The organism is Parabacteroides sp. PF5-9 (genome assembly GCF_029893105.1).
Classification (GTDB): Bacteria; Bacteroidota; Bacteroidia; order Bacteroidales; family Tannerellaceae; genus JARXWG01.
The window spans coordinates 1-22,930 of the sequence record NZ_JARXWG010000006.1; the positions used below are offsets into that span (position 1 = coordinate 1).

Annotated in this window: 18 protein-coding genes; 13 read left to right on the top strand and 5 right to left on the bottom strand. The window is 42.5% G+C overall.

Annotated elements, in window-relative coordinates:
* Positions 1–141 precede the first annotated feature (141 nt).
* Together M2135_RS04965 and M2135_RS04970 are read right to left on the bottom strand one after the other, a co-directional pair.
* A complete protein-coding gene (locus M2135_RS04965) occupies positions 142–510 on the bottom strand; it encodes an META domain-containing protein (RefSeq protein WP_280747499.1) in 369 nt (122 codons plus the stop codon).
* 78 nt (positions 511–588) lie between these two features.
* Complete coding sequence (locus tag M2135_RS04970) at positions 589–1,014, bottom strand: META domain-containing protein (protein WP_280747500.1); 426 nt, start codon at positions 1,012–1,014, stop codon at positions 589–591.
* 357 nt (positions 1,015–1,371) lie between these two features.
* On the opposite strand from M2135_RS04970, the gene M2135_RS04975 reads away from it, so the two are divergent.
* Positions 1,372–2,679: a M23 family metallopeptidase gene (locus tag M2135_RS04975; protein WP_280747501.1), complete on the top strand. Its 1,308-nt coding sequence runs from the start codon at positions 1,372–1,374 to the stop codon at positions 2,677–2,679.
* Positions 2,680–2,689: 10 nt separating this feature from the next.
* Positions 2,690–3,058, top strand: a complete 369-nt coding sequence (locus tag M2135_RS04980) for a YccF domain-containing protein (protein ID WP_280747502.1) — start codon at positions 2,690–2,692, stop codon at positions 3,056–3,058.
* Between the two features lie 7 nt (positions 3,059–3,065).
* On the opposite strand, the gene M2135_RS04985 is transcribed toward M2135_RS04980, so the two are convergent.
* Positions 3,066–4,505 (bottom strand): HD domain-containing protein, encoded by a 1,440-nt coding sequence (locus M2135_RS04985; RefSeq protein WP_280747503.1) that lies wholly within the window; start codon positions 4,503–4,505, stop codon positions 3,066–3,068.
* 129 nt (positions 4,506–4,634) lie between these two features.
* On the opposite strand from M2135_RS04985, the gene M2135_RS04990 reads away from it, so the two are divergent.
* From M2135_RS04990 to aroC, 4 genes are all read left to right on the top strand, one after another.
* On the top strand, positions 4,635–5,465 hold the full coding sequence (locus M2135_RS04990) for a hypothetical protein (RefSeq protein WP_280747504.1): 831 nt from the start codon (positions 4,635–4,637) through the stop codon (positions 5,463–5,465).
* Positions 5,466–5,526: 61 nt separating this feature from the next.
* Complete coding sequence (locus tag M2135_RS04995) at positions 5,527–6,702, top strand: PatB family C-S lyase (RefSeq protein ID WP_280747505.1); 1,176 nt, start codon at positions 5,527–5,529, stop codon at positions 6,700–6,702.
* 51 nt (positions 6,703–6,753) lie between these two features.
* Positions 6,754–7,326, top strand: a complete 573-nt coding sequence (locus M2135_RS05000) for a peptidylprolyl isomerase (RefSeq protein WP_280747506.1) — start codon at positions 6,754–6,756, stop codon at positions 7,324–7,326.
* 110 nt (positions 7,327–7,436) lie between these two features.
* A complete protein-coding gene (gene aroC / locus M2135_RS05005; protein ID WP_280747507.1) occupies positions 7,437–8,507 on the top strand; it encodes a chorismate synthase in 1,071 nt (356 codons plus the stop codon).
* Between the two features lie 5 nt (positions 8,508–8,512).
* On the opposite strand, the gene M2135_RS05010 is transcribed toward aroC, so the two are convergent.
* Positions 8,513–10,663, bottom strand: coding sequence for an HRDC domain-containing protein (locus M2135_RS05010; RefSeq protein WP_280747508.1), 2,151 nt, complete (start codon positions 10,661–10,663; stop codon positions 8,513–8,515).
* A 1,096-nt stretch (positions 10,664–11,759) separates the two neighbouring features.
* Here M2135_RS05010 and M2135_RS05015 point away from each other — a divergent pair.
* From M2135_RS05015 to M2135_RS05045, 7 genes are all read left to right on the top strand, one after another.
* Positions 11,760–12,269, top strand: a complete 510-nt coding sequence (locus M2135_RS05015; RefSeq protein WP_280747509.1) for a DUF3575 domain-containing protein — start codon at positions 11,760–11,762, stop codon at positions 12,267–12,269.
* Complete coding sequence (locus M2135_RS05020) at positions 12,266–13,324, top strand: DUF5119 domain-containing protein (RefSeq protein ID WP_280747510.1); 1,059 nt, start codon at positions 12,266–12,268, stop codon at positions 13,322–13,324. Before M2135_RS05015 ends, M2135_RS05020 begins: the two co-directional genes overlap by 4 nt.
* Positions 13,325–13,361: 37 nt before the next feature.
* On the top strand, positions 13,362–14,639 hold the full coding sequence (locus M2135_RS05025) for a fimbrillin family protein (RefSeq protein WP_280747511.1): 1,278 nt from the start codon (positions 13,362–13,364) through the stop codon (positions 14,637–14,639).
* A 78-nt stretch (positions 14,640–14,717) separates the two neighbouring features.
* Positions 14,718–16,229, top strand: coding sequence for a fimbrillin family protein (locus M2135_RS05030; RefSeq protein ID WP_280747512.1), 1,512 nt, complete (start codon positions 14,718–14,720; stop codon positions 16,227–16,229).
* Positions 16,230–16,245: 16 nt separating this feature from the next.
* Entirely contained in the window at positions 16,246–17,391 is a 1,146-nt protein-coding gene (locus M2135_RS05035) for a fimbrillin family protein (protein ID WP_280747513.1), read from the top strand.
* A gap of 12 nt (positions 17,392–17,403) precedes the next feature.
* Positions 17,404–18,606, top strand: coding sequence for a fimbrillin family protein (locus tag M2135_RS05040; protein WP_280747514.1), 1,203 nt, complete (start codon positions 17,404–17,406; stop codon positions 18,604–18,606).
* 17 nt (positions 18,607–18,623) lie between these two features.
* Positions 18,624–21,812 (top strand): hypothetical protein, encoded by a 3,189-nt coding sequence (locus M2135_RS05045; RefSeq protein ID WP_280747515.1) that lies wholly within the window; start codon positions 18,624–18,626, stop codon positions 21,810–21,812.
* Positions 21,813–21,875: 63 nt separating this feature from the next.
* Here the strand turns inward: M2135_RS05045 and M2135_RS05050 are convergent, their stop codons facing one another.
* A complete protein-coding gene (locus M2135_RS05050) occupies positions 21,876–22,748 on the bottom strand; it encodes a lysophospholipid acyltransferase family protein (protein WP_280747516.1) in 873 nt (290 codons plus the stop codon).
* Positions 22,749–22,930: the final 182 nt, after the last annotated feature.

The following is a 22,930-nucleotide window of genomic DNA, read 5'->3' on the forward strand; positions in this document are numbered from 1 at the left end:
GACAATTGTCAAACGATCGTTACACAATTGTCGAATGATCGTTTGATAATTATAAAAAAATCGTTTGACAACTATCAAACGATTTTTTGTTTATGGTATTTAAGCCCGTGTTATTGGAACAGTCTCTTTATAGTTGAATTGTTATTGCTTCTCTATCACCATCAGAGGCTTATTGTCTGTTCCGAAAAAGACGATGGAATGAATAGGCTTGGCTTCGTCGGTCTTTTGAAAGCGTACCACTTTGGCTAATGTTCCGAGAAATTCATTTTCACTTTTCATATTGGGGCAAGCCATACGTGTTGTAGCAACCTGCGAAAATTTAATAATGTTGGGCATCGCTTCATTGTATTCGATGCTTCCGGTCATTCGGTTACACCCGGCATTTCCGGAAAGATGGCGACGGAGAATGTCAAACTGCAAAACCTGTCGGCTTTGTTCCGGATCCAGTTTTTGCTCATTCAGTTCTGTCACTTTCCAATTCCCATCCAGATCAGCGATTGTTGCAATCATCTCCTTTTTAGATTTACAACCGGACAGAAGTCCAGCTATCAGAACGATTAAACAGATATACCCAAACGATCTCATGCTTTAATTTTTAGATAATACAATTAATGTGTTTCCGCCTTTATCAACCAGCAATATTTCGGAGTCCGTATTACCGGCTTTCACGCTAGCAATCTCTTCCAGTGTTTTCATAACCACACTTTCAAGTGTCATATCCGGACAAGCCATCATGGTTGATATTGGTGCCTGAAAACTTACTTTAGAAACATCTTTATTGTCTAATTTGATGGCCGAATTAAAGATATTACATCCGGCGTTTCCGTGCAATCTGTTTTCCGTCATATTGAACTCCATAAACGGTGTTTTTTCTTTGGCGGTTACCTTATTGCCTTTTACTTCTACGATATTCCACTTTCCGTCCAGTTGTTTAGCATCAATTTTGGCATTTGAACAAGAAATCATCCCGATTAGTGCAGGGATACATAATACATACATTAATACTTTTTTCATCATTTGTACTTTTTAATTAAGTGTTATTTTAATAGACGCATTTTAGCGTTCAATTGTTTTTGAAAGCGGTCTGTTTTAGTGAATATTAACAGAAGGTGCGATTAATCTTCGTTTTTTCCATTGCTGAGAGCACCAGCGAATAGCCAAGATAGTTCCGTGTTTAATCCATGTGGAGGAGTGAAAAACTTATAAAAATCCATCTTTTGCCTTTCTATTCATTCAAAACGAGGTGCAAAAATACAGTTTTAATTGGCAAAGGCAATTATCGGGTATCAATTAATTTTGTATGTTTGTATCCTGTTGAAATCAGGGATGTAATCTGTTTGACATATTCCCGTAAATAATGTGGATTTGATAATGACTAAGAGTGTACCACTTTCCATTCTATTGTTTTTTGTGTTTCTTACTTTTTCCTGTAAGTTTAATAAGCAGCATGCGGACGATGAAGATCTGTCTTCCCAATGGACAGATAATATTCAAAACCATTATCAATATGGAATACCGATCGATTCGTTGGAGGTCACGGAGTATTTGATTAAAAGTGGAGAAAATCTGTCGATCATCTTTTCGCGTCTGGGTTTCTCTCCGCAAATGGCAGACAGTATAAGCCGGATGGCAAAAGATGTGTTGGAACCTACTAAATTGCGTGCAGGCATGTCGTATACCACATTTACGACGATGGATAGTGTACAGGCAATTCGTTATATGGCTTTTGCCAAATCACGCACAGACTATGCAATTATCGATCTGGCTGGAGCGCATGTGACCGCTTATGAATTTAATAAAGAAATCACATTGAAAAGATTGTATACCGAAGGTACTATAAACTCCTCGTTATGGAATGTGATGAAAGCAGCGGGAGTTGATCCGATGTTAGCGCTAAAACTCTCCGATGTATATGCCTGGCAAATCGATTTTTTTGATGTGAAAGAAGGGGATGCTTTTCGTATAGCTTACGATGTGGCTTATATCGATGATACGGTGGCGTTGAATATTGCATCGATCGAAGGGGCGGTTTTTACGCATAAGAAAAAAGATTTTTATGCGTTTCCTTTTACGCAAGATAGCGTGTTCGAATATTTTGATGAAGAAGGAAATAGTTTACGGAAAGCTTTTCTGAAAGCGCCGTTGGATTTTTTTCGTATCACTTCCCGGTTTAGCAACTCTCGTTTTCATCCGGTGTTGAAACGGTATCGGGCGCATCATGGAGTTGATTATGCGGCTCCGACAGGTACCCCCGTGAAAAGTATCGGGGCTGGAACTGTGGTAGCAAAAGGGTTTCAGGCCGGTGGTGGCGGGAATTTTCTGAAAGTAAAACACAACTCTGTTTATACCACGACTTATATGCATTTGCATGGATTTGCCAAAGGAATTCAGGTCGGTAGCCATGTGCAACAAGGAGAGGTGATAGGTTATGTGGGCTCTACGGGATTATCTACCGGGCCGCACTTGGATTTCCGGGTGCATAAAAACGGTCAGCCGATCAACCCGTTGAATATGGAGGCTCCGCCGTCATTACCGGTTAAGCCGGAACTAAAAGATAGTTTTATGCTTGTCAAACAGCAAGTGCTGGCTGAGTTAGACAGTTTACATCTTATAATGGTCAAAGAAAAACAACTTTCTGCGGAGTTCAGTGAGACAGATTCGATACAAACACCTTCATAAATATAATACAATGAAATTATTAGGTAACATTCTTTGGTTGTTGTTAGGTGGGATTATTACCGCAATCGAGTACCTTATTTCCAGTTTAGTGATGATGATCACGATTATCGGAATTCCTTTTGGACTGCAAACGTTGAAAATGGCTCGGGTGGCTTTGTGGCCTTTCGGAACAAAAATAGCCGATCGTGGGAATTCGGGCGGTTGTTTAAATGTATTGATGAATATTGTCTGGATATTCGTCGGAGGAATATGGATTTGCCTGACACATCTGGTGTTTGGCCTTTTGTTGTGTATTACTATTATCGGTATACCTTTTGCACGTCAGCATTTTAAACTGGCCGCGTTGGCTTTGACTCCTTTTGGAAAGAGTATTGATTAAGAACTTCCTATTTATCCTGCTGGATTGCTTGGAGTCCCATCTTTTTGGCTTTTTCAAACATGAACTGACGCGCCGCTTCGTATTCATTCGGAATTTCACCGTCAAGAATCGCATTTTTGATGGCTTCTTTGAGTGTTCCTACCTGTTGAGATGGGGGCAGACCAAATATTTTCATAATCTCTTCGCCGGAGATAGGAGGTTGGAAATTACGAACACGGTCTTTTTCTTCAATCTCAACCAATTTTTTCCGAACCAGCCGGAAATTATTCAGAAAACGACGTACTTTTTCCGGATTTTTACTTGTAATATCTGCTTCACAAAGTAACATCAAGTCCTCAATGTCGTTTCCGGCATCAAATAATAAACGCCGAATCGCTGAATCTGTCACTTCATCATCAGCCAGTGCAATTGGCCGCATATGAAGACCAACCATCTTCTGTACATATTTCATCTTGTCATTCAGTGGAAGTTTCATGCGGCTGAATATTTTAGGAACCATTCGTTCGCCGATGAAATTATGGTTATGAAACGTCCACCCCAAACGATTGTCCCACCGTTTGGTGGCAGGTTTGGCTATATCATGCAACAACGCGCTCCAGCGAAGCCATAAATTGTCTGTATGTTTACTTAGCCGGTCGAGAACCATCAACGTATGTGCAAAATTATCTTTATGACCTATCCCTTCTTTGGTCTCCACGCCTTTCAAAGCTGATAGTTCGGGAAAGATTAACTCCAATAACCCCGAACGGTTCAATAACTCAAATCCAATAGATGGTTTGGGTGAACGTATTATCTTATTCAATTCATCGATAATCCGTTCTTTAGAGATAATCGCAATCCGTTCTTTATTCCGGATAATGGCATCAAAAGTATCCGGATCAATAAAAAAACCTAATTGTGTGGCAAAGCGAATCGCACGCATCATACGCAATGGATCATCGCTAAAGGTAATATCCGGATCAAGAGGAGTTCGGATGATCAAGTTCTCAAGATCATCCAATCCATCGAACGGATCTACCAATTCGCCATACCGTTCAGTATTGAGACTTAAGGCCAGGGCATTAATGGTGAAGTCACGTCGGTTCTGATCATCTTCCAATGTACCGTCTTCCACAATCGGTTTGCGGCTATCCCGTTGATATGATTCTTTTCGTGCGCCGACAAATTCAATTTCCAGATCACCACTTTTAACTTGTGCCGTGCCGAAATTTTTAAAAACAGACAGATGACTCTTTTTTCCTAAACGATTGGCTACAGCTTTTGCCAATGTGATACCACTTCCAACGACCACAATGTCTATATCTTTGGACGGACGGTTTAGGAAAATATCGCGTACATACCCGCCGATAACATATACTTCAAGTTGTAACTCGTCGGCTATTTCGGATACAATACGAAAAGGGCGAGATGATATTTTGTGTAAGATTTCTTCGTGATCGATATACATAATTTATACTTTTGCCAAGGTTTGTTTTCTAAAGAATTCATCTATACATCAGTTAGAATCAAGTCCTAAAGCACTGCAAAGATAATTAAATTCTTCCTATCTTTGCCTCAAACGATTAAGAGTAGGTTTATGAGACATTTAATTCTATATATAGTATTAGCAGCAACTCTGTTTACTGCCTGTGATCAAAATGAAAAAAAAGCGCAGACCCGGCTTGATAATGCTCGCCGGATGTATGAGCAGAATGAATTTATTGGTGCCAAGAATGAAATCGATAGTATTCGTGTATTATATCCCAAAGCATTTAAAGTGCTTAAAGAAGGATTAACCTTAATGCGACAGGTTGAAATAAAGGAGGCTGAACGTAATATCGCTTTTTGTGATAGTCTATTGCCGATCAAACAAGAGGAATTTCAAAAACTAAAAGAAGCGTTTACCCTTGAAAAGGATTCGATCTATGAGGAGATTGGGAATTATATCTGGAAACAACAGACCGTAGAAAGAAACGTCGAACGTTGTTATATCCGTTGCGGAGTAAATGAGAAAGGAGAGATGTATCTGGCAAGTGTCTATTTTGGTCCCAAAGCGATTAATCACACAGGTATTAAAGTGAGTATTCCTGACGGTGAATACGCCGAAACTGTTTCTATCCCGTATGACGGAGGGGTTAATTACCGGTTTGAGGATTTAGGTAATACGACAGAAGTTGTCACATACAAAGGCGAAAATGGCGTTGATGCGATCAAGTTTATTTATGCGCATACAAAAGAACGCATCAAAGTGGATTACACAGGAGGAAAACCTTATATCATCTATATTGCGGAAGGAGATAAAAAAGCCATAGCGGCAACATTCGAACTGGCCAGTGTGCTTAGTGATATTGAGAATATGACTGTTCAGAAAGATAAATCCGAACGAAGGATCATCTATTTACGGGAAAGGCTTCAAACTGAGCAATAAATATTATTTGTATCTTTGGCGCTTGTCATTAACAGTGTGATACTGTATAAACTCTACAGATATGAAACAATACAATTTCGACGAAATGATTGATCGGCATGGTACGAATGCCATAAAGGTCGATATGCTGAAAGAATTATTCGGAAAAGAAGACCTGATCCCATTATGGGTAGCAGATATGGATTTTCGTACACCGGATTTTATTATCAACGCCATTCAAGAGCGGTGTAAACACGAAATATTCGGATATACATCAGCGCCGGATAACTATTTTGAAAGTATCATTAATTGGGTCGATTACAAATATCATTGGAAGGTCGAACAAGAGTGGATCAACTATATTCCCGGTATTGTTAAAGGAATTGGTATGGCGCTCGATTGTTTTACGCAACCGGGAGATAAAGTCATAATCCAGCCACCGGTATATCACCCTTTCCGCCTTATTCCTGAAGGAATGAAAAGAGAGGTGGTCTATAATCCGCTCAGACTGACAGCGGAGGGGTATGAAATGGATTTTGAACAGTTGGAATCGATCATAGACAAAGAATGTAAAGTGTTCATTCTTTGTAATCCTCATAATCCAGGAGGAATAGTCTGGTCGAAAGAGACCTTGGTCCGGTTGGCAGAAATCTGTGCCAAAAACCATATACTTGTGATTTCGGACGAAATCCATTCAGAAATGGCTTATCCGCAACACAAGCATCATCCTTTTGCCACTGTATCTGAAACAGCATCGTCTTGTGCGCTTACTTTTATGGCACCCAGTAAAACATTCAATATTGCGGGGATCGTTACCTCTTATTCCATTATTCCGGATCGGGAGATACGCGAACAGTTTTATACTTATCTTGAAGCGCGGGGGATGGGTGAAGGAACTATTTTTGCCTACACGGCTACAACGGCAGCCTACACCTATGGTGCAGAATGGTTGCAGCAAATGCGGATGTATATTATGGAAAATGTACGATATGTCGAAAAGTTTATACAGACCAATATCCCCCAAATTAAAGTATATCTTCCACAAGCCTCTTTCCTGATCTGGCTGGATTGTCGCGAGTTACAACTCTCTCAGGAGGCACTCGTTCGTTTTTTTGTAGATAAAGCAGGATTGGCATTGAATGACGGGAGTATGTTCGGGTCGGGAGGAGAAGGATATATGCGTTTGAATATCGGTTGCCCTCGTGCTGTATTGGAGCAAGCGATGAACGCATTGCAAAAAGCAATGAAAAAGAAATAATTATCTTATCTTTGTTGTTCGTAGATTATTTACATCAAAACAATAATAAAAATGAAAATTTCAGCAAACAAGTATGTTGCAGTGACTTATGATCTCCATGTGGGTGAAGGGGAAGAACGCGAATTAATGGAAAGAGCTACTCCCGAAAACCCTTTAAAGTTTGTATTCGGTCTTGGGATGATGATCCCGGCTTTTGAAGAGGCCTTGAAAGGGATGGAAGAAGGAGGAGATTTCGACTTCACGATAGATCCAACCAATGCTTATGGCGAATATAATGAGGAGTATGTCACTGAACTGCCTAAAAATATATTTGAAGTCGACGGTAAGTTCGACAGCGAAATGATTCAGGAAGGGAATACTGTTCCGATGATGGATTCCGACGGCAACAGACTGAACGGTTCGATATTGGAGGTTAAAGAAGATGTTATTGTGATGGACTTCAACCATCCTTTGGCTGGAGAGACGCTTCATTTTAACGGTAAAGTCATCGATGTGCATGAGCCTACGGAAGAAGAGATTGCAGCACTAACTGCACCTGCCGGTTGTGGTTGTGGTGATTGCGAAGGCGATTGTGGTGATGGTCATGCGGAAAATGGAGGATGTGGTTGTTCGGGATGCCACTGATCAATTGACAATTGATAATGGATAATTGACAATTCAATAGAGTTAAAAAGGCTGGTGGATCCGGCCTTTTTTATTCGTTTATGTTTGTTCTTTTGTAATGCTATAAGGAGATGAATACTTTTGGACGAATTTTTAGGTTGACATCGTTTGGAGAATCACACGGGCCGGGTGTTGGCGGAGTGATAGATGGTTGTCCTCCGGGAATAACGTTGGATATGGATTTTATTCAGCAGGAACTTGATCGCCGGAAACCGGGACAATCCCAGATGACTACGCCCCGTAAAGAGGCTGATGAGGTGCAGTTTCTATCAGGAATCTATGAAGGAAAGACAACTGGCACTCCAATCGGTTTTGTGGTATGGAATAAAAACCAACATTCTTCCGATTATGAAGAGATGAAACGGGTATACCGCCCGTCTCATGCCGATTATACCTATCAACAGAAATATGGATTACGTGATCCGAATGGTGGTGGGCGTTCGTCCGCCCGTGAAACCATTGCACGATGTGTCGCTGGGGCAGTTGCAAAGATCTGTTTACGTGCTTACGGGATTCAAATCTATGCCTATACGTCACAGATTGGATCGATTAAACTGGAAGGAAACTATAAAGACTACGACTTGAGTTTGATCGAAACAAATCCTATCCGTACCCCTGATCCGCAGAAAGCCGAAGAGATGGCAGCGTTAATTGCTGAGGTCCGATCAAAAGGAGATACGATTGGAGGTGTTGTCTCCTGTGTAGCGATGGGAGTCCCAGTGGGCTTAGGTGAACCTGTTTTTGGAAAATTGCATGCAGCCCTTGGACATGCTATGTTGACGATCAATGCTGCTAAAGGGTTTGAATATGGTGACGGATTTGATGCCGGACTGTATCGCGGTTCAGAACATAACGACCGCTTTTTCAACGACAAGGGTACGATCAGTACACGTACCAATTATTCCGGAGGAATCCAGGGAGGTATTTCAAACGGGCAGGATATTTATTTCCGGGTGGCATTCAAATCAGTCGCAACCATTCTGATGGAACAGGAAACGGTCGATATGGATGGTAAAGAGACTGTATTTAAAGCACGCGGACGTCATGACTCCTGTGTATTGCCACGTGCGGTCCCTGTCGTGGAAGCGATGACGGCGATGACTCTATTGGATTATTTGCTATTTCAGAAGACAAGAAGCTGATTTGATTATTCAACAATCGACGCCTTGTATTTATCCACTAACTCCAATAATTCTTTGCCATAAACCTCCAAAACCTTTTTCCCAATTCCGTTAATCGCCAATAATTCCCGGCTGGAGGAGGGGAGTGTGTTGGTGATCCCGATCAACGCCTTTTGTTGCAGGATCGTATAGACCGGAACTCCTTTTCGGGAAGCCAGTTCATTGCGCCATTCACGGATGGATTGGTATAATTGCGGATGCAGGATATCTGCAGATACGATCGGAGTGGTTTCTTTTTCACTCTTTGCAGCGGAGGTTTTCCTACTTTTTTTCTTTGGAGCGGTCAACGATTGTTCAATCTGTGCTTCAGCCTTGGCTTTAAGATAGGTGGTGATATCAAATCCTGTTCGGCAAGCAAATAGTGTGGCTGTCTTGATTTCTAATAGTTCGAAAAAGCCATCCAACCCCTTTTTGATCTGCTTACGGGTCTCTTTATTATCGATCTCAATCTCTTTCGCTTGTTGTAGAGGAGGGCATAATATGGCCATTTTCTCCTGAAAATACAATACCCCTTTACTGATCCTTTCCTGTATAAGCGCATTGTTCAAAGGATCGGGACTGGTTGTTAACAGTCGATTCAACTGTTGCTGGAAGCGACTGCCCACCTCCGTTATCTCTGTCCGGAAATCATCGCGTGTTGTCGAAAAACGGTGACAAAGTTCCGGATAAAGTCTCTCCAGATGCGAATAGACCATATAGGCTGCATACTGTAAACGTTGCTGGAGCGGTTCGAAGTCGAATAACTCCATTGCCAATTTCCGGAAATAGTCTGATTGTGCTTGTTGCAACTGTCCTTCTGCCGGTTGACGTTGAGGTAATGATTGTGAGTAATTATCCACCCGGCTGTCGGAGATTAAGGCGTGATGACTGATCCGGCTACTCAATACCAATCCCTCCAACGTGCGACAGCGGCTAAGGGCGACGTAGACTTGTCCGTGCGAAAAGGCAGCGGCCGCATCTATAATGGCTCGGTCGAACGTCAGTCCCTGGCTTTTGTGGATCGTGATGGCCCAGGCTGTTTTCAACGGATAATGGCTGAATGATCCGGCAATCGTCTCAGAGATCTCTTTGGTTTCGGGATTGATCGCATATTTGACGTTATGCCATGTCTCTTTGCCGACGGTAATCGTATGTCCGAACTCATCCGAAACGATGATCTTCTCCTGATTGATAAAAACAATTTTACCGATCTTCCCATTGTAATATAACCGTTCAGCTGAAGAATCATTTTTTATAAACATCACCTGCGCACCATTTTTCAGTTCAAGCACCTCATCGGTCGGGTAGGCGTATACCGGGAAATCTTCCTGTATAGTTGCCTTAAAACGATAGGTTTGTCCGGGAAGCGCATTCAGTTTTTGTGTATTAATCTGTTGTGCCTGGTAATTATGGGTGGTCAGGGTGATACACCCCTCTTCCTCTTGGGGTTGAAAGTCGGGCATATACCGGGCGTTTAAGGCATCGAGTGTCGCGTTGTCCAATTGGTTGTCGCGGATGTTATTTAATAACCGTACAAACGTGCTGTCGTTCTGCCTGTACACATGCGTTAATTCGATGCACACATATTCGCTTTGCAACAGAGCTTTGCTATCGAAAAAATAGGTAGACGGATAGTGCGATTTCAACAGGTTCCACTCTTCCTCTTTCGCCACGGGAGCCAACTGTTGTAAATCGCCGATCAATAAGAGTTGTACGCCTCCGAAAGGCTTGTTCGGATCACGATACCGTTTGAGTACGTCGCTTACCGCATCCAGTAAATCGGCACGTACCATACTGATCTCATCAATTACCAACAGATCGATACTTTTGATGATATTGATCTTTTCGCGACTGAATTTATTGGTATAGGAAGTGCGGTCGGTTTGCTTTTGCCCTCCTTCGGAGGGAATATATGGCCCGAATGGCAGTTGAAAAAAGGAGTGAATCGTCACCCCTCCTGCATTAATGGCCGCAACGCCTGTAGGCGCAACCACAATCATCCGTTTGGGAGAGCGATCTTTTAAGTGTCTCAGAAAAGTCGTTTTGCCAGTTCCTGCTTTACCGGTCAGGAATATATGGGTGCCGGTATGTTGGATAAAATCTAAAGCAAGATCTGATTGTCTGTTTGCTCCTGTCACGGTATCTGTTTTTTTATTCAGACAAATATAAGCAATTATTTAGAGCAAAAGGCCTGTTCTTTTGCGAATATTCTGTTCCAACAGCAATGAGGTATATTGGTGATAATTACATTCTATTTGGGGAACAAGGATTCAAAATTATCAAAATTACAAATTGTCAATTTTGACGATTTGTCAATTAACCCCCTTCGAGAATCGTCTATTTGGAATACGCTACAAAACGGTTTGTGAAAAACGTATGTATTTAGAGTTTGTTTTCACAATAGGCGTTGATTATTATATTGTCTTGTCTGTTTTAACGGCCTTAAAAAAATGACCATTCTAGAGAAAAAATGCCGGTTTTAGGACTGTATTTTTACCCGTTTCAGACCCTTTGAAAAAATCATCAGCATTATTTTTTGAAGGCTTTAGATCTGTTCCCAGAATCATCAGCATCATTTTTCTTAATGTTCAGCAGAAAATGGTGGAAGATTCAGTATAAATAGTTAAAAACAGTCCGTCTTTTGCCTGAAATATTAAAATATGACGTCTGTTTTGTAGAAAACGAGTAAAGAGTGAGTTAGTCAAAAGTCTATTATGTTTAAATTATGTTATACATTATCTGTTTTTAGTATTAAATTGATCTCAATGGGTGTAGTTCTTTTTTTAATAAACGAAAAATGGAAGGATGGCCTGATAAATGTTTCGGAGATTCACAGAATATAGAATCATATTGGATGATTTTCATGCGTTTGCTGAACATTATTGCTGTTTTTTTTGTTTATTTTATGCATGTTTGTATATTTGTCGATTAAGTAAAACAAGTCAAGTAAAGCAAGTCAAGTAAAACAAGTTTTCAATAACTTTTTTATTAAGCGAATATTAACACCAGAGTTTTATAGGGAGAGAAGGTTTTTTACCTCCTTCTTTCTAAGAAAAACAAGATGAATTCAGTTTCGCGAATAAGTATTTATATCGTATTGTTATTGATGGCAGTAGAAAGCATTTTGGGGCAATCATCTGCAATGATTGAAAAGGAATGTAGCATACCTCAGGAAAGAAGTAATAGTCTATTTCCGCCCAACAAGTTAACCGTTGTACCACCTATTCACTCGCATTGCGAACAAACCTTCTGTTTGATCTGCTAGGTGGACCTAATCTGGCCATTGAGATACCCATAAGTCGACGCATATCCATCGCCGGAGGATTCGATTTGGCCTATACCCGTCTTAACAATCGATACGCTCTGCAAACCAAACAAGCTACACTGGAAGGACGTTATTGGATTAATCCACAAAGTAACCCGCTCACGGGCTGGAATATCGGTATCTACGGGACATACAACGACCGCTTCGACGTACAATGGAAAGATGGATGGCAGGGCGACGGATACTGGTCGGTTGGATTAAGTGGTGGATATTCTATGCCTTTAACCGATCGTTTTAATATTGATTTCTCAGTAATGGGTGGTTATTTTTATTCACCCGAAATGAGACACTATACGACTCCGAAAGACGGGCACCTGATGTGGCAGGAGACAAGATATAATGTAAGTAGGCTGATGCTGACGCAAGTACGTGTCAGTGTTGTCTGGCTGTTAAAACGAACAAAGGAGGTGGCGAAATGAAACGATTTTTCCTTATGATAGTCCTCTTCGCTCTGTTTGTTGGATGCGACAAGCAGAGAGACCTCTACGTGATGGTAAATCCGATGGTGTATTTGAAGGCGCACTGGGTACCGTCTCTCGGTATCAACGATATGTCGATGAATGCCACAGCCTTGGCGTATAATACAGAGAATTCCACTATTGTCAAAGAATACTTTCACAATTCCGACAATGCGACCATCCTTGTCGATAAGGGAATATATGATATAATGATATTCAACGGACTGATGTATTCGCCCGAAGATACTCATTTGGATAACATCACATTCCGGGGAGTAGACCAGCTCGCCACATTCGAAGCTGTGGTGAATGAAACACAACCTAACAGAAGACTTAACAAGTCGATCGATGAATATATTGCCAGTAACGAAATGGAGTTATTGACCTCGGCTGTAACGCAACAGGAAATAACTGCTTCAAGCGCTTATTCCCTCAAGTATAAAGACGGAGAGAATGGTTTCGACACGCCCTCCAACTATGTGGAGGTCGAAATGGAGATGACTCCCGTTGCCTTAAATTACGAATGTCAGGTGGTACTTCAGATCAATAACATCTCGAGTGCCTACTCAGCGAGTGCCGCTCTTTATGGTTTTGTGGGGTCGGCATGGATGGCTACCCGCCAGCCCACACATTTTTATGTAACCCATCAGTTTAATCTCAATAGTAAAAGAATGACAGACCCAGCCAAAGACAGGGGCACGATAGAATCGCCCGTCTTTGTAACGTTTGGCCCTCCGATAGATGCACCTGACAATACGTATGAACTATACATAAGAATAACACTTGTTGATAACACGATAGTTGAAAAGACCGTAGATATTACAGACCAAGTGCAGCCTGTGATCGAAACAATAAGAGATAATATGGGAGGTACAGAACCGGTACACTACCAGCTGACCATCCCGATACAGATTGACAATATTGATTTGCCACACGTTGATCCTGTACAAGGAGGTGTCGGGGTAGGCGACTGGGATGATGATGAAATTATAAGAGTTCCCATTAGCATTAAATAACATAGACAATATTTTAATCATTTTAAATTATTTCAGTATGAAGAAATATCTATTAGGATTGGCAGCAATTTCCTTATTCCTCGGAACAACAAGCTGCACAGATGAATTGGTAGAAACCGTGAATGATGGTAAAAACGCTATTGAATTTAGAACAGCGCTGGGTAAACAAGTGAAGTCGAGAGCGGCGGAGGTTGGAATTAGTAATTTACAAACAGATGGGTTGACTGTGTTTTCTTTTTATGCAGGATCTACGAGTAGGTTCAATACATTCTCTCTCACGTATTCAAATCCCAATTGGACCTATTCTCCGTCTGTCGACCAACCAGGTACAGGCTTGAGATACTACTCTGTATATCCTCTGGCTATCACTGATGCCGCCACTTCGACTTCTGCTACCACCCATTCTTTTGAATACGTTATTCCAGGTGTAGGAAGTCAGGTAGACTTGATTGCCGCCAGAGCAGCAACAGATGAGTCGGCTGTAACCTTGAACTTCCAACATATTCTCTCGCAGGTTAATTTCGCTGTTCAGGGAATGTCGGGTGTTAAAATTGATATTAGCAATATTTCAGTAAACGGAATAAAAGACAAGAGTACCTATACCTTTGAAACAGGCTGGGGAACACTCGCTCAAAATTCCGGAGCGCCTACCTATGTATATCCTCTTAATGCAACAGCTTTGAGTACTCTTGCAGCTGGTACATCTACCAATGTAGAATCACTAAAACAGACTAATGGCGGTCTGATGTTGATGCCGCAAACCTTTGGAGTTGCAGGCGATGGTACATTTGGCTTTACGTTCTCGCTGACGGTTGATACAGATGGTGATGGCGATTTCTCAGACGAAACAGCAAAGATAGCGAATAAGCAAATGACAGTTAATCTCTGCGATTTCGATACCAAGACATGGGCTCCCGGCAAACGTTACCTTTACGTGATAGATTTCACAAGCTTCCTTGTGGGAGGTCCGATTACGTTTACAGTTACAGTTGCTGATTGGGCAGATGATAACCATAACACAGTTGCTGAAACACTGCATGTAGCAGATGCAACTAAAGTTTCTATCGAAGATGCGATTGCCCGTCATAGTACGGCTAATGGTACAACATCGACTCTTACAACATTCCCGATAGCTGTTGCGAATGCTCTTGGAGCAGGAATAACTATTAGCACTATTGATGGTTTTGATTCTGGCGATGAGATCAGAATTGAGTTCTTGGACAATGCTTCGGCTATTAACTTTGGAAGCTCTGTTTCAGGTTGGACATTAACGCCTCCAAGTGGTGGCCGTGTAGTAACGCTTAAAAAAGATTAAGTAACACTTAGGTCTCTTTTTAACTATAGGCCGGGCGGGTTTGATCGCCTTCCCGGTCACAAATGAAATTTACTTTATATGAATCTACGGCTATTACTACTGTCACTTATCAGTTTTGTTGTTTTCTCGTGTGGGAGCGATTCACACACGGAGAAAAGTTCCTTTGTGCCGATCAGTTTTGCTACGCAATTCTCCACCCGGGGAAGTAGCCTTGTCGATGCATCCGGGTTAGCTGCTAAAGGAGGCTTTAAAGTATGGGCCTACAGCCACGATACCCAATGGAATACCGACCCTGCCAAAACTGCGCTGATGGACAATGTGACCGTAACCGGTACTGCCAATGGAACCGTATGGAACTACGGTGAACCGATGAACTGGCCTAATGATGATCATGTCTCTTTCTTTGCTTACGGCCCTACGGCAGCCGCCTCCTTGAATAGTACTCTCACAGCCACACAAGGGAAACCTGTGATCGATTACACGGTAGCAGCTGCCGTCGCCAACCAGACAGACCTACTGATCGCCAGCCCTGTATATGATCAATTAGGCGGGATGTATACATCGGGAAATTCCGTTGGCCTCTTTTTCAACCATGCGCTGTCGCGTATCGTTTTCTCTGGGGTACTCATGGACGAAACAGACAACCGAACGATAAAAGTAAAAGAAATACGTCTCAACGGACTCTATTATAAGGGGACAACCCCCTTGGTAAACCCCGTTGTATGGGATATAGACGATACTGTCACCGCTGATTATACGCTCAACATCTCAACAGGAACCCTAAGCAACACCACTCCCCTGACCACTACGGCGCAAAATATATCTACTTCTACCGGTATGCTTTTCCTTATGCCGCAGAACATCGCCAGGGAGGTAGGCAAAGATCCGGTGATGGACGTAACTCTTGAAATAGACGGGAGCGAATTTAAATACAGTTCATTGGTGTTTTCGCCAGGAGAGTGGCAACCCGACAAATCCTATAACTACCAGATCGCGGTAGACGGTAACGAGTTGCAAATTATTATGATCGACGCTGATCTGACACTGGCACAATGGGGATCCAATATCATGGTGCAGCCTATATCGCTTGATAATCCGAAGTTGAACGATCAAATGAGTAATGAAGAAAAGAACAACGAAATAACCAGAGTGAAAAATAAAGACGAAGCAAGAATACACTCCGCCCTGAATGCCTTCGTACTTTTAAATAAGAAAAATCTTGCTGATAATGTGCCGAATAATGTGAAATACTATGCAATCTACCTGCGGAACGATGTAAGTCACGATGTGGAGATTGATATGACCGCTTATAGCGGTGATGATGATTTCACTGAAGGGGAACAGATTATATTCGATATAGAAAAGCTCATCACAGGTTGGGGTGACAATGGTACCCGCTATTATGAATTCAAAGTAATATATGATGCGGCAAAATGGAAACCTGTAGATGCGCGTCAACCACCGGGCAATCCGATTCCTCTTATGAATGATAACGAAGTCGATGCCTATACGTCCGCTACTACTGTTGCCCCTGTTACTCCTGCAAGTGCTATAAACTACATAGGCTCAATCATATTAGAAAGACTATAATCACCAGAATAAAGTCATGAACCTAATAAGAACAACTCTACAAATAGTCCTTTACAGCTATCTGATAATATGGCTGACAGGCTGCGACCGGCAAGAGCCTGTTGCACCTACGGATAGGAAAGAAATAGGTTTCGATATTGCCTCCTTGGCATCAACGCGCAGTCCCCTCCCGAAGTCGCAACGAGGCAATACCCTTATCCATAAAGACTCTATCTTTTCAATGGGTATTTTTGGCTACTCTACAAGTTACGATGTGACCGCCCCTGTAGAAACAAGTCTGCTGAGCGTTACGCCTAACCTGATTTATAATCAGAAAGCGACTAGAGAATTGGAGCGAATAGAAAATCCACCGGAACCAGATAAATATATTTTGACCTCATGGGGATACAATCCTGTGGCTTATTGGCCTGTGGACTTATCGGTAAGAAATTCATTCTTTGCCTATTCACCCCATTCAAGTGATATCCCGAGTGCGATAATGTCGTTAAATACATCTGCCGGTACTCCTAAGCTTACTTACACCCTTCCCGAAGAACCCACAGACATGATAGATGTGCTCTATTCTGATCCTGTACTCAACAAAAACCGAAACTCGACAGAGAAGGTGAATGACGGGCGAGTCGTTTACGACATGAAACATGCACTGTGTTGGCTTTCGTTTGTGATCGCTCCCGTAGTCTATGGTAATGATGATCCGGAAGACCCCGATGCAGCCTACAGTGTAGACTGGCTTTCCTTCATGGCCGATAATCTGCCTACAACTGCCACGATAGACCTCGGTACAGGAAAATGGACTAATATGATTACGGATTTCAGGCAATACAACATTGAACTGACTGATGCTGCTCAAAGTATCAAACCTGGTGATGTCGCTTTAGTTATCGATGAAAACAGCCGTTTGACACTTTTGCCGTTCGAAATTAACGATGCGGCAGGTGCGACCATCGACATTACTTTTTGGTATAGAGGCACACAATATTATTATTTCGCACCATTCCCTACACAACGAATGACAGCAGGTAATATCGTGGTATTTGTTATCAACATTTCACCCGATGGGGCGACCCTTACCTTCCAAAGTGAAGATCGGATAGAGAATTGGCTGAAAGAATGGGAGGCAGATAGTGACTTCCCAGACGGACTGGGTTTAGATATCTATTAAATCAGGAGAGAGATGAGAAAAATATACATAAAACTTGCAACAACCGGCCTGATAACAATCTTGTTACTGACGGGATGTTCCAAAGAGGGGGTTGATTCTCCACCCCCCAAAGAGAAGGTTGCTGTAATGATGAGAGGAGGTTTGGCTGGACTTGCACGCAATACACGCGGCATTATCAATCCGCAGAATAGTCCAGGGGTAGAAGGACTCCCTCCCCAACAACTGGATATAAATATTATTACCGTAAACTATACAACCTCCGAACCGTCTAAAATCAGTGGACAGCCCGACCTGGAGGCTTGGAGCGGACAAACAGCCGACTTTACCCGGGGCTTCTTTGGCGAGAATACAGACTTTACAACAGGTAATAATGGCAATCCGATTATTCCTATAGCTGATAGAGAGGATCAAATCCCTAATAGTGGTCGTATAGAATATACGGATGAGTCCGGCACCTCCGTCCAAAAAGTATTCTACGACGAAAACGGCGAGTACTACTTTGTACGATTGTTCTATCCTTACGATGAAGAGGATACAGAATTCACCTCCTCTACCGCCGGGTTAGGCGCATCGATTATTTTCCGCAATGTAGACGGTAGCCAGGATATTCTATGCTCAAATCTCGGTTGGGGAAATACATTGAATCCTTTGATTACGACTGCTATTGACCTTGATGAGGATGGTGATACAGACGACGGTGAAGATCTTGAAGGTGAAATCGTATTTTCGCATATGCTCTCCCTTTTTCGGATATGGATTAAGCCGGATAATAAAGCCGTGGTAGGGGACGATGGTAGTACGACTGCTCAATATGGGAAAATTAAAAATGTGCAGGTCGCACGACAACCAAGTACCTTGATTGCAGATGCAATGCGTGGAGTGATACAGCCGTTGAACGACCCGTTTGAAACCAACTATAAAGCCAATGATTTTCCAGCCAATGGTCTTTACTTATCATGGGATATAAACGAAGAACCCGAAGGACAAGCTATTACAAACAGCGCAGGTTATGTCATCGTATATCCCGGATTGAATGAATACAGAATCGAAGTTGAAACCGAAAGACACATGTGGGTACATGGCGAATTGTCTTTTACCTCTCCGCCGAAGCCGGGAAAGATATACGACATCACGATAACAATGAAAGAAGCCTATGAGATAGAAGTCATTGAAACGAAAGTCGCAGACTGGTGGATGGATCATGTATTTAACTAACACATACCTGATAAGTTATGATAACTATTATATATAAAAGGATCTTGTTTGTCGGCATACTGGCCGCTTTATTGCTGGTAGGCTGTGTCGATTATGAAGAGACAGACAACTCGCGCAAGGGGTATGCGCCCGAAGGATATTTCAGTTTTGAACCCCGATTTGAAGCCAGCAAGGCACAGGTCGTCATTTCACGTACCGCCAATAATGATGAACTGCTGGATAAGATTGATAATGTGTTTATGTTTATATTCACAGCTACTAACGAGGAAGCCGGTATCCAGGACAGCGACCTGCTCAAATACCGTGAGTATTACCAATATGGCGTGATGCAGAATGTGTTCCTTGAAAAAAATCAAACCTATTATGTGTACGCAGTAGCCAACCTCGACGAAAGCAATATCCCCGAGGGTGAAGGTAATGTGCATACCTTCTTTGACAATGTCCAGACTTACGGCGACCTAAAGAATAAATTTGTACAGTTTCGCGTGCTTTCTCCTGCCGATCTTGGCAAGGTGATTATGACCTCTGACGATCCCCAAACGCCGAATAGTGGTATTGTAAAAATAGAATATGACGGAGTCAATGAGATATTCGCTCCCAAAGTAGAACTGTATAGGCTGCAAGCAAAATTTGTTGTTAATATCTACAATAAAGTCAATGCCGATAGAACCAATGCATCAGGCGTTACTCCCACCTCAATAAACGGTGCAAACTTCCCACGCAAATCCTATCTGGTTCGCCGTGCATATGATTACGCCGACGGAAATGGCGACGGAAATATTGAAGAAGCAGATTTCGGTGATTTTTATTCTTCGCCCCCATTGCTACTTCCTGCACCGACGGGAGATCTAGTGCAATATACCTATGATTCGAACGCCGGTAATACGACCAGCTATTACACGAAACAAACGATCGAATACTTCTGTTTCGAGAACCGGCGCGGTTCAAGGGATCTTACTGGTTATGAGCCTAAGAACAGTGAGGGAAACCCCATTACCGAATATGAAGATGGAACCCTTATTGGTCACGTACCGCTCGTATATGGTCGCAACGAACTAGCCCCAGACTGCTCCTCCCACCTTATGCTCCTTTCTATGACAGATAATGATGTGTTGCGCACATTCATTCATGCAGGACAGGGACGCAAGGAAGAGCGACTCGATCCATACGCAGAGGATGATATCACCAACTTCGACGTTGACCGTAACTGCGTTTATCACTTCAATGTCATTATCAATAGTACCAAAGATGTCATAATCGATAGTCGCAGGGAATTCCTTACCCAGCGGGTATTATTTTACTTACCCGAAGATGCCCGCGTAGATGCTCACTATGTAGATATGCCTTCATATATCAAGAGCCAAAAAGCCGGTATCGCGAAATTACAGGCCGGAACGGTTCCGGAATCATCCTGCATACGCGATGCGAATGGAGAAGTGGTTGATTTTGTCTATGAGAATGGGGTTCCAATAGGTTGGACTCCACTGCCGGATGGTGATACAGACGAAAACTGGTTACGCTTTTCATGGAAAAATCCTTATCTTCCAACACGAAGTTCGACAGGAGGAATAAACGAGCCCACCACATCAAAACTCTATATTACTACGAGAAGACCCGAAGATACCAATGTTGATGGAGTTTCGAGCGCTACGCCCATACTTCATTTTAACGAATTTGTAAAAAAAGAATATCCTAATGATCTGGAAAATCAGGCGGAAGGAGATGGTGTTGCTGCCTATCCGGGTACTCTTCCTGCCAAAAATCCTCCGAGCCGCACGGCGGCCATTCGCGTAGGGTTTGTTGAGGGTGAAGGTTTGACGGTCTCAGACTATGAAAATGCCACAGACGATTATCCATTCTTCCGACCTGTGACCCAATATGGGCTTAAAACCATTGGGCAGTTGGGTGGATGGAATGGCGAATTGTACACTTCAATGCTGGGAATCGAAAGTATTGAAGAGCATACGGTGAGGCATTATGCAATAGCAGACAAGAATCAAGACTATAACAATCTCGGTGGACCATGGTGGTATATTGGAAGTACAAACACTGGATTGAACCATCCGTATGATGGTAAACAGGTCACCCGGGAACGATATAATCAATATCGAAGTCCATATGGTGGAGGGAAACCACCCGTCAGAGGCGAAACAGTTTCTCCCATAAGCGGGGTTCAGAACGCGTCGAATATATATAACCCTTTTTCCCAAACCAATGCCATTGACTACTGTATGCGCAAGAACCGCGACGAGAATGGCGACGGCATTATCTCGGGCGATGAAGTGAAATGGTATCTGCCATCTCCGGCACAGGCAATGCAGATGTATGCCTGGCGAGATATGTTCAGGGGGGGGCAATATACCTTAAATGATGGCTTAGGAACTAATCAGGTTACCTATATTCCATTCGGCCCGTTAAATGCAGCTACAGGATCTGTGTCGTCTGACTATTACTGGACAACGAGCGAGGTTGACAATAGTAACGCGCTTGCTGTCGATTTCTCCAGCGACATTGTTACAAATGTCACAAATAGATCTAAAACCCAGCGAACAGCCGTGCGTTGTGTGCGTGATATAGCGGGTGTTGTCGGATCAATGTTTTATGGTTCCGAAATAGAAATAGACGGTGAGACCTATTCCTATGCAGTGATCGACCTGGAAAATCATTTCCCAGCCGGATTTCTGGATGATATGGATCATAAACGACCTACCACCGATAGGAAAGAATTACAAAAGAGCGAATATAACACCATTGCGCCTGTATTCCTTGTCTCCAGGTGGTATGTGTCTAATAATAATAATACCGGCCCCAGCCATGGCAACCCGGTCGCTGATGGTGCAGACACAGGCAATGAAGCTTGTAACGGTTATTCCGAGCCGGGACTTGAGTCGGGATGGGTTCGTCCTTCGCAACGCGAATTATCATTTATTTATGGCAATACCGGGATGATTGAAAATATGTTTGAGCAGCAATACGCTACGCCCAGCTCAACCACTTACCATCAATTTATCACAACAGTTATAGGTAATCAGCAACCGTATCATTGGGCAATGAGTGATATAGGTAATGGTAGTTCGTATTGGTGGATTAACTTTGCCAACGGCACAGCATCCCTTGCCGGACACAAAAATAATAAAGCTTACCGCCGGTGTATACGCTATTTGACCGATGAAGAACTGGCCAAGATGCGGGCAGGTGCAAAATAGTATGAAACCATAGGTAGGGATAATAAATCATCCATTTAGAATAAAAGGCCTGTTCTTTTTCGATTACCTTTTCCACCGTTTATGCGTCCATAACCAGTCACTCGGTTTTTCGCGGATATTCTGCTCCAACAGCGACGAGTAGTGTTGGATGATCTCCGTCTCCTGACTCATCTTCGATTCCAGGCAGATTGGTTTATAGGACACGTGATATTGTCCCCGTCCACTACGTGTGATATGCATATACATGACCGGAGCGTCTACCGAGCGAGCGAGTTTTTCGACACCCGTAAACATACTGGTTGTCTGGTTTAACATATGGACACGGTATTTTTCTTCGACCAGCTTGGGGCATTGATCGGCAATAAAGAAATAGACCGACGGATTGTTTTTATTCGATAGAATATGCCGAACGACCGACTTGGCCGGAACAAGCTGCATGCCAAAACGCGAACGCATGGTGAGGAACAGTTTATCCATCGCTTTATTTTTCAGCGGTTTGTATACGGCGTACATATTATTGGACGCATGTAGGGATAAAATACTAAGCAGTTCCCAGTTGCCGCAATGTCCCATACTGACAATCACATGTTTGTTGTTCAGTAGCTGTTCTTCGATCAGATCCATCCCGGTAATGGAGATCACCTTGTCCATTTGATTCTCCGATGAGATGGAGAGCGATTTGAGGATCTCTGCCGCATTATCAGCGAATGAGCGATAAAATTCACGCATGATACGATCGATCTCTTCGTAATTTTTCTCCGGGAAAGAGCGGGAAAGATTCTGTATGACAGTCCCTTTGCGATAAGAAAAAACATGAAGCATCATGAAAGAAGAAAAAGCAGAAATCCGGTATAAAACGATCATTGGAAGTAAACTTACCAGATAAATACCAGCATAAAAACAACTAAAATAAAAGGCAAAAAAAAGTCTATTCATCCTGTAGTGTGTTAGTTGGGCCTACCTATTAACGTCTTTTTTTTCTATATATTACAAAATCCCGACAATATTAGTCATATTTATGCGAAATCAAGTCTTAAACAGGATATTATTATCGGTTAGAGATGATTTATGCACTTTTCGAATCGGGGCAAATGCCTCGGAATTGATGAAATGACAAA

Excerpts from the sequence above, each read along its gene's own strand:
- M2135_RS04965 (WP_280747499.1), bottom strand. The coding sequence starts at position 510 with ATGATTGCAACAATCGCTGATCTGGATGGGAATTGGAAAGTGACAGAA.
- M2135_RS04970 (WP_280747500.1), bottom strand. The coding sequence starts at position 1,014 with ATGAAAAAAGTATTAATGTATGTATTATGTATCCCTGCACTAATCGGG.
- M2135_RS04975 (WP_280747501.1), top strand. The coding sequence starts at position 1,372 with ATGACTAAGAGTGTACCACTTTCCATTCTATTGTTTTTTGTGTTTCTT.
- M2135_RS04980 (WP_280747502.1), top strand. The coding sequence starts at position 2,690 with ATGAAATTATTAGGTAACATTCTTTGGTTGTTGTTAGGTGGGATTATT.
- M2135_RS04985 (WP_280747503.1), bottom strand. The coding sequence starts at position 4,505 with ATGTATATCGATCACGAAGAAATCTTACACAAAATATCATCTCGCCCT.
- M2135_RS04990 (WP_280747504.1), top strand. The coding sequence starts at position 4,635 with ATGAGACATTTAATTCTATATATAGTATTAGCAGCAACTCTGTTTACT.
- M2135_RS04995 (WP_280747505.1), top strand. The coding sequence starts at position 5,527 with ATGAAACAATACAATTTCGACGAAATGATTGATCGGCATGGTACGAAT.
- M2135_RS05000 (WP_280747506.1), top strand. The coding sequence starts at position 6,754 with ATGAAAATTTCAGCAAACAAGTATGTTGCAGTGACTTATGATCTCCAT.
- aroC (WP_280747507.1), top strand. The coding sequence starts at position 7,437 with ATGAATACTTTTGGACGAATTTTTAGGTTGACATCGTTTGGAGAATCA.
- M2135_RS05020 (WP_280747510.1), top strand. The coding sequence starts at position 12,266 with ATGAAACGATTTTTCCTTATGATAGTCCTCTTCGCTCTGTTTGTTGGA.
- M2135_RS05025 (WP_280747511.1), top strand. The coding sequence starts at position 13,362 with ATGAAGAAATATCTATTAGGATTGGCAGCAATTTCCTTATTCCTCGGA.
- M2135_RS05030 (WP_280747512.1), top strand. The coding sequence starts at position 14,718 with ATGAATCTACGGCTATTACTACTGTCACTTATCAGTTTTGTTGTTTTC.
- M2135_RS05035 (WP_280747513.1), top strand. The coding sequence starts at position 16,246 with ATGAACCTAATAAGAACAACTCTACAAATAGTCCTTTACAGCTATCTG.
- M2135_RS05040 (WP_280747514.1), top strand. The coding sequence starts at position 17,404 with ATGAGAAAAATATACATAAAACTTGCAACAACCGGCCTGATAACAATC.
- M2135_RS05045 (WP_280747515.1), top strand. The coding sequence starts at position 18,624 with ATGATAACTATTATATATAAAAGGATCTTGTTTGTCGGCATACTGGCC.
- M2135_RS05050 (WP_280747516.1), bottom strand. The coding sequence starts at position 22,748 with ATGAATAGACTTTTTTTTGCCTTTTATTTTAGTTGTTTTTATGCTGGT.